Here is a 6,982-nt window from a genome sequence, read left to right as displayed (position 1 = left end):
GAGATTTCGGTTCCTGCCGGGTCCTCGCGCGCCCGTAACCCGGCGCCACCGTGCCGACGTCGAACCGGCGCGCATGCGGCTGGCTCCCGGCACCTTGACGACCACGGCGACACCCTGACGACCAACCTCGCCCGGTATGTCCGTTCTTCGTCGTCACCGTGAACGGCGCCTACATCGTCATCTTCAGTGGCGGGCAACACCGCCCGTCCTTACGCCCTCGGTGAGAATGGAGGCCGCAGGGCCGTGCCCGAGCCGTTGTCGGGCTGCGCGGGGTCAGCCGGCCTTTCCGCCGTAGCCGGAGGTTACGGTCAAGGTGATGATCAGTCGGCGTTCCTCCACCATGGCGCGGTGGTACTCCGCCCAGTCCGGGTGTTCTCTTCCGGCGATGGCCGTGTACAGCTCGGCGAGGGCCTGGCCGGTGGCATCGCCGGGGATGGTCGTGGTGGGTGACAGTTCCGCGGTGCTGTCGAGGGCTGCCCAGGCCGACAGGTCCGGGGAGCTCACGTGCAGGACGGCGCGGGGGTCGCGACGCAGGTTCCGGGTCTTGGCGCGGTCCTCGGTGACCGAAATCTGGACCCGGTGGCCGTCGAGCGCGTAGACGACGTTGCTCGTCTGCGGTCTTCCGTCGCGGCGCACGGTAACGAGGACTCCGACGTGCTGCGAGGCCACCAGGGCTAACGCCTCGGCGAAGGTCACTGCTTCACGGTACCGACGGGCGGGTCACCTGTCCTCTCCGCTCTATGGTCGACAGGATCTGTCAGCCGGCGGGGGTGTCGGGGCGGGCGCGCACGAGATTGGTCGCCACCAGGCGCAGCACGACGTCTCCGGCCTGGTTGACCAGCTCGATCCGAGTCTGGAGGATCCCCCGATCCGGCTTGCTGCGGGAGATCCGAGCGTCTTCGACCGTGGTGCGCAGCGTGAGTTCGTCACCGGGTCGCACCGGCAGGATCCACCGCAGCTGGTCCACGCCCGGGGAGCCGAGGCTGGAGACGGGGGACAGGTACTCCTCGGCCAGCAGGCGCATCATCAACGCGCAGGTGTGCCAGCCACTGGCGATCAGACCCCCGAACGGGCCCGCGGCGGCCGCCTCGGCATCGACGTGGAACGGCTGCGGGTCGAACCGCCGGCCGAACTCCACCACCTCGGTCTCGGCCACCTGGACGGTGCCGTGTTCGGAGGTCGTGCCGGGGACGTAGTCCTCGAAGTAGCGCTCGATCATCCACGGAACCTAACCGAGGAGGACGGTCGGCCGCTGCGGGCCGGTCGAGGTGCGCCTGAGGTGCATCAGTCCCTCAGCCGATCGTCGTGGCCACCGCGTCGAGGATGTCGGCGATCTCTGTGCGGGTGGAGTAGTCGGGGTGGACGTCGATCCAGGTGATGACCCCGGCCCGGTCGACCAGGACGACCGTGGGCATGGGCAGGAAGTTGGTGGCATCGGCGTTGCCGGCGGCCACGTTCAGGCCGAGGGCTGCCTGGGCCTTGCCGGCGTCCTCGCTGGGGGCGGTGAGGATGCCCAGACCGGTGGCGATCTGGTTGCCGGGGTCGGACAGCACCGTGTAGGTCAGCTCGTTGGGCTCCTGCATGGTCAGGGAGCCGTCGGGCTTCTGCGGGCTGACCGCGATCAGGGCCACGTCCCTCTCGGACAGGGCCGGGAGCAGCTGCTGCTGGTAGGTGCGCAGCGCGAGGTTGCAGTACGGGCACCAGGCCCCGCGGTAGAACACGACGACGGCCGGCCGGCCGTCGCGCGCCCGGGCGAGCGTGGTTGCCTGCCCACGGGCATCCAGCAGGTCACCGTCGGGCATCAGCGCACCCGCGGTGGCCACCCCCGCGGGCACACCAGCGGTGGCGAGGCCGGTCTGCTCGGCGCCGAACGCGCCCAGGATCTCAGCGGGCGCCTGCGCGGCCATCCCCTCCTGCAGCGTGACGACCTGCTCGGCGATCGTTGGGGCGTTGTCAGGCACGGTGACCTTTCCTCCTCGTCGGCTAGGGGCATCGGCGACAGGACACGTCTGACCGCGTCGGCGGGATCAGGCCCCGGAAAATCTGGGCTGGACCGCCTAGTCCAATGATGCGCCGTGCCCCACGACCCAGCCGGACCACCCCCGCCAGACCACCCCCGGCGGTGCACCCAGGGCGGTGCACCGCGGGTAGCGGGGTCGCTAGACGGCGATCCGGCCGCCGTCGACGGGGAGGATCGCGCCGTGGATGAAGGAGGCGGCGTCGCTGGCCAGATAGACGATCGCGCTGGCGATCTCGTCTGGCGTGCCGGGCCGGCCGGCGGGGCCGCCGGCGGCGAGCTGATCCAGCGCCTCTCCCATGCTCGCTGTTCCTTCGGTGCGGGTGGGTCCGGGGCTGACCGCGTTGACCCGGACGCCGCTGGGGCCGTACTCGGCTGCCCATGACTTGGTCAGCAGCCCCAGTGCGGCCTTGGTCGAGCCGTAGAGGCCCATGCCCGCTGCGCCGAACTCAGCGACCATCGTGGTGACGTTGACGATGACGCCGTGGCCCCGGACGGCCATGGCCGGGGCCAGCGCGGCGGTGAGGAAGTAGGGGGCCTTGACGTTGAGGGCGTAGGCGGCGTCGAAGCTGGCCTCGTCGGTCTTGGCGGTGGGCCCGAAGGGGAAGATCCCGGCGGCGTTGACCAGGATGTCCACGCTGCCACCGAGGACCTCGGTGGCGCGGTCGGCCAGGTCTCGCGCGGCGGAGGCATCGGTGAGGTCAGCGGCCAGGAACTTCGCCCGTCCTCCGGTCTCGGTGATCGAATCCACGGCATGCTGTCCGCGGTCCTCGTTTCTGCCGGCGATGGCCACGTGGGCACCGAATCGGGCCAGCGCCTGGGCGGTGGCGCGACCGATTCCGCTGGTGGCGCCCGTTATCAGCGCGGTCTTGCCCGTCAGGTCACTGCTGGGGGTGCTCATGGAACGGAAGCTCCTCTGTTCCGCCGCAGTTGCGGTGCGGTGCGGTTGCGGTGCGGGATGGACTCGGGGTGAGGCCGGGGTGCCGCGTGGCGTCCGTTGGCGTGCGACGGGGGGCGGTCAGGCCGCCGTGTCCACCAGTGCTGAGGCCCGGTCGGATCCGACGGCCACGATCTCTGCGGTGACGTCGCCGGCCGCGAGCGCGGTGATGAGGTTCGCGGGCTGGGTGGGGTGGTTGAGCCGGCTCTCGGTGTGGAAGCGCTGGAACATCTGGTGCACTCCGTCGCCGATGACGTCGGCGGGCTGGTCACGCATGTAGTCCTGCATCGCGGTGTCGACCGGGCCGGGGTCGACCGCGGTGACGGCGACCCCGGTGCCGGCCAGCTCGGTGGCGAGGTTGAGTGTCAGCTGGTTGAGCCCGGCCTTGCTGGCTGAGTAGGCCGCGGCGCGGGGCAAACCGGGTGGGTTCGCCGCGCCGGTGGTGACGTTGACGGTCCGGCCCCAGCCGGCCTGCAGCATTCCCGGCAGGACGTGGCGGATGCACCGCAGCGGGCCCACAAGGTTGATCGCCACAGCCTGGGCGAACTCCTCGGGGTCGATGCCCACGGTCGGCCCGACCGGCCAGCTCACCCCGGCGTTGTTGACCAGGATGTCGATGGTGCCCAGTTCCCCGGTCAGCCGGTCCAGCGCGTCCGCCAGCGCGGCGGCGTCGGCCACGTCACCGGAGGCCCCGGCGGCTCGATTCCCGGTGGCGCGCAGCTCCTCGACCGTCTGCTCCACCTCCTGGACCGACCGGGCGAGCACGGCGACCGAGGCGCCGGCTTCGGCCAGCGCGACCGCGGTCGCGCGCCCGATCCCGCGGCCGCCGCCGGTGACCAGCGCGGTGCGGGCCTGTAGGGGCAGAGCCATAGGGGGTGTCTCCTCTTCCTGGAGCCAGGCCCTGACGTGAGGTCCCGTCGTCGGGACTCGGGGCCTGGCCTCATCCCTCATAGCCAGGAGCCGCCCGTTCCACTCACCGACCGGACGGATCGGTCGCCGACGACTCCGGCCACGACGGTGCCGCAGGCGTCCGGCCGCTACCAACGGAGGTGCTGGTCAGCCCACCGTGACGAGGGTGGCCTCGGCGTCGTCGCGGAAGCGGACGCCGATGCCTGGGTCGTCGCTGGGCCGCAGGGTGCCGTTGCGGATGTCGGGTGGCCGGTGGAACAGGTCGTCCCACCAGCCGGGCATGTACTCGACGATGTAGGCATTCGGGCAGGTGGCGAGCAGGTGGATGCTGACCTCGATGAACAGGTGGTTGGAGATCGGCAGGCCGGCGAGCTGAGCCTGGGCGGCGGCGAGGAGGAATCCGGTGGGTCCGCCGCAGTGCTGCAGGTCGGGCATCAGGACGGCGGCGGCGTCGTGCTCGATGAGTGGGCGCATGCCTTCGGTGCCGAAGACGCTCTCCCCGGCCGCGACCGGGGTCTGGATGGCGGCAGCGACCCGGGCCATCCCGGCTACGTCGTTGACGTCGACCGGTTCCTCCAGCCAGAACAGCCCGAGGTCATCCAGCGCCCGGGCGGCGGCCAGCGCCTGGACCCGGGACCAGCCCTGGTTGGCGTCCACGAGCAGCTGGGTCGCCGGATCCAGTGCCTCGCGGACGCGGCTGACGCGCTCGACGTCGTGGCGCCAGTCCGGTGAGCCGACCCGCATCTTGTAGTGGCCGAAGCCCTGCTCCTGGACGGTGAGGGCCTCGGTGAGGAGTTCCTCCTCGGACAGGGACAGCCAGCCGGGTTGGGCGTAGACCGGCAGGGCGGCGGGGCTGCCGCCCAGCATCTGGTAGAGCGGTAGGTCGGCGGCCCGGGCGTGCAGGTCCCACAGCGCGGTGTCGATCGCGGAGAGGGCCAGCATGCTGATCCCCGACTGTCCGGTCAGGCTCACCCGCTGCCGCAGTTGCGCGGCCAGCCCGCGGATGTTGCGGGGGTCGGTCCCGTGCAGCAGGCCGGCGAAGTCCTCCAGGACGCGGCAGACCGCCTGCGCCTGCCCGGGGGACAGGGTGAGCGCTGCTCCCTGTCCGGTGACACCGTCGGTGGAGATCTCCACCAGGGCGTTGTGGGTGTGGGTGGTCGAGTGGATGGCGGTGCGCATCGGGTTGCGCATGGGCACGGGTGCGTAGCCGACCCGGATCCGGTCGATCCTCATCGGGCTGCCTCCGTTGGCGCGAGGCCGCGGGCGCGCAGCTGCTCGACCAGGTGAGTGGTCACCGGCACCGGGATTCCGTGCGTGGCCCCGCTGCGAACGACGGCTCCGCCGATGGCCTCCAGCTCGGTCGGCCGGCCGGCGGCGGCGTCACGCTGCATGGACGACTGCATGCTCGCTGGGACCTGGTCGAAGAACTCCAGGACGCCGTGCTCGTCGGCGGGCGCACCCTCGGCGCGGGCCACGGCCGCCACCTCGGCGATCACCGCGACCAGGTCCTCGCGCCGGCGCTCGCGGACCACACCGGCGGGGGCGTCCTCGTCCGTGGTCAGCAGCGCGAGCGGAGCGAGGAAGTTCAGCTTCCCCCACAGGATGGCGCCCTCGTCCTCGGTGACGCGCACGTCCAAGCCGGCCTGCTGCAGCACGTGGGCGAGCTGCTCGACCCGGTCGCGCAGCTCATGGCCGGCGGCCAGCTCGATGGAGGCAAAGGGGCTGTCGTGGCGGATCTCCGCGGGCGCCACCCGGCTCGACTCGACCCGGATGGTCCCCGCCACCACAGCCGCCCCGGGATACCACTGCCGCAGCAGAGCGACGTGCTCCACCCCGTTGAGCAGGGGAACCACGAGCGCACCGCCGAGAACGTCGGCCGGAACCCGCTGCGCCGCGGTGTCCAACTGGGTGGCCTTGACGGTTACCAGGCAGACGTCGACCGGCTCGGCCAGCCGTCCAGCGGCCCGCACCGGGACGGTGAAGCTGCCGAACCTGCCGCTGTCGATGCGCAGGCCCTGGCGGTTCAGGACCGCGGCGGTGTCGGCACCGGCCAGGCAGGTGACGGTGGCCCCCGCGCGGGCCAGCAGCCCGGCGAGCAGGCCACCGACCCCGCCGGGGCCGAGCACGGCGACACGCAGGCTGGCAAGGCCGGCACGGTCTTCCGGGGCAAGTGCATTTCCGGTGTCGCGGTCCATGGACCGAACGTAGCCGCGGGTGCGCCGCCCGGCAGCCGCGCACGGACGCCTCGCGAACGACTCAGGGGCCGATCGTGGCCTCGACCGCGCCCAAGTGGTCGGCGGTCACCCGGATGTGGTCGCCCGGCCGCACCCGGATCAGCCCCAGCGGCGTGCCGGTCAGGATCAGCTGCCCAGGACGCACAGACAGGCCGTGATCGGCCAGATGCTGCGCCAGCCACCGCAGCGACCCCGCCGGTCCTCCCGGGACGCCGTCCATGGGCCCTTCCTCGACACAGGTTCCGTTGATCTGGACGGTCAACCGCCCGGTCACCGGCTCGTCCTCGCGCCACGGCACCTCCGCCGCCGGCGGAGGGAGGATCACTCCGGCGTTGATGCCGTTGTTGGCCACGAGCTCGGACAGCGTCGGCGGCTGCCCCCGGAAGACGTAGTTGTGCAGCTCGATGACCGGGAATACCTGTGCGATCCGGCCGTCGCCGCCCATGCGTACGGCCAGTTCGCCCTCGATCGCCAGGTCGGCGTAGGCCCGGTAGGACAGCTCGCTGCCCGAAGGGTGGAGCTCGGTGTCGTACAGGAGCCCGCGGATCGGCCCGTCCAGCCCGAACTGCGCGCGGGTTCCGGGGCCGGTGCAGCCGACCTTGTAACCGACCACCTGCTCCGCCGGGCCACGCAGGGCCGCCACCTCGACCTGCACCCGGTAGGCATCCTCGAGAGCAAGCGGTGGCAGTCCGGGGTCGGCGAAGGACGTGCCCGGCGTCCCGGCCCGGTAGTCGGCCAGCTGTCGGAGGGCCAGCGAGCGCACTAGAGCGTGTCCCTTGGATCATGGGACGGGGTCGCGGAGCCAGATCCTGATCGAGGCGACGTCGATGGTTCCGCGGAACATGTAGTCGCGCTTGTCGTAGCGGGTGGCGACCGCGCGGTGGC

8 protein-coding genes are annotated in these 6,982 nt (G+C 71.8%); all 8 read right to left on the bottom strand.

The features are described 5' to 3' along the window. Window positions 1–273: 273 nt before the first annotated feature. Window positions 274–696 (bottom strand): PPOX class F420-dependent oxidoreductase, encoded by a 423-nt coding sequence (locus KME75_RS38600; protein WP_219419890.1) that lies wholly within the window; start codon window positions 694–696, stop codon window positions 274–276. Between the two features lie 61 nt (window positions 697–757). Further along, complete coding sequence (locus KME75_RS38595; protein WP_219419889.1) at window positions 758–1,219, bottom strand: MaoC family dehydratase; 462 nt, start codon at window positions 1,217–1,219, stop codon at window positions 758–760. A 73-nt stretch (window positions 1,220–1,292) separates the two neighbouring features. Next, window positions 1,293–1,961 carry a peroxiredoxin-like family protein gene (locus tag KME75_RS38590; protein WP_308283456.1) on the bottom strand — a complete coding sequence of 223 codons (669 nt, stop codon included), beginning with the start codon at window positions 1,959–1,961 and terminating at the stop codon, window positions 1,293–1,295. A 198-nt stretch (window positions 1,962–2,159) separates the two neighbouring features. Next, window positions 2,160–2,918, bottom strand: coding sequence for an SDR family NAD(P)-dependent oxidoreductase (locus tag KME75_RS38585; protein ID WP_219419888.1), 759 nt, complete (start codon window positions 2,916–2,918; stop codon window positions 2,160–2,162). Between the two features lie 117 nt (window positions 2,919–3,035). Next, window positions 3,036–3,824 carry an SDR family NAD(P)-dependent oxidoreductase gene (locus KME75_RS38580; RefSeq protein WP_219419887.1) on the bottom strand — a complete coding sequence of 263 codons (789 nt, stop codon included), beginning with the start codon at window positions 3,822–3,824 and terminating at the stop codon, window positions 3,036–3,038. Between the two features lie 186 nt (window positions 3,825–4,010). Continuing rightward, entirely contained in the window at window positions 4,011–5,096 is a 1,086-nt protein-coding gene (locus KME75_RS38575; protein ID WP_219419886.1) for a mandelate racemase/muconate lactonizing enzyme family protein, read from the bottom strand. Then, window positions 5,093–6,058 carry a ketopantoate reductase family protein gene (locus KME75_RS38570; RefSeq protein WP_219419885.1) on the bottom strand — a complete coding sequence of 322 codons (966 nt, stop codon included), beginning with the start codon at window positions 6,056–6,058 and terminating at the stop codon, window positions 5,093–5,095. The genes KME75_RS38575 and KME75_RS38570 overlap by 4 nt, the downstream gene beginning before the upstream one ends. 61 nt (window positions 6,059–6,119) lie before the next feature. Continuing rightward, the gene (locus KME75_RS38565; protein WP_219419884.1) at window positions 6,120–6,860 is read right to left on the bottom strand and encodes a 2-keto-4-pentenoate hydratase; all 741 of its coding nucleotides are present in this window, start codon (window positions 6,858–6,860) and stop codon (window positions 6,120–6,122) included. Between the last annotated feature and the right edge of the window lie 122 nt (window positions 6,861–6,982).

The sequence above is a fragment of the Pseudonocardia nigra genome (assembly GCF_019396355.1).
GTDB classification, from domain to species: domain Bacteria; phylum Actinomycetota; class Actinomycetes; order Mycobacteriales; family Pseudonocardiaceae; genus Pseudonocardia; species Pseudonocardia nigra.
The sequence above is the reverse complement of the archived record's forward strand: the minus strand, read 5'-3'. Positions and strand labels throughout refer to the sequence as shown.

Coding starts and splice junctions, on each gene's coding strand:
- KME75_RS38595 (WP_219419889.1), bottom strand. CDS start 1,219: ATGATCGAGCGCTACTTCGAGGACTACGTCCCCGGCACGACCTCCGAA.
- KME75_RS38585 (WP_219419888.1), bottom strand. CDS start 2,918: ATGAGCACCCCCAGCAGTGACCTGACGGGCAAGACCGCGCTGATAACG.
- KME75_RS38580 (WP_219419887.1), bottom strand. CDS start 3,824: ATGGCTCTGCCCCTACAGGCCCGCACCGCGCTGGTCACCGGCGGCGGC.
- KME75_RS38575 (WP_219419886.1), bottom strand. CDS start 5,096: ATGAGGATCGACCGGATCCGGGTCGGCTACGCACCCGTGCCCATGCGC.
- KME75_RS38570 (WP_219419885.1), bottom strand. CDS start 6,058: ATGGACCGCGACACCGGAAATGCACTTGCCCCGGAAGACCGTGCCGGC.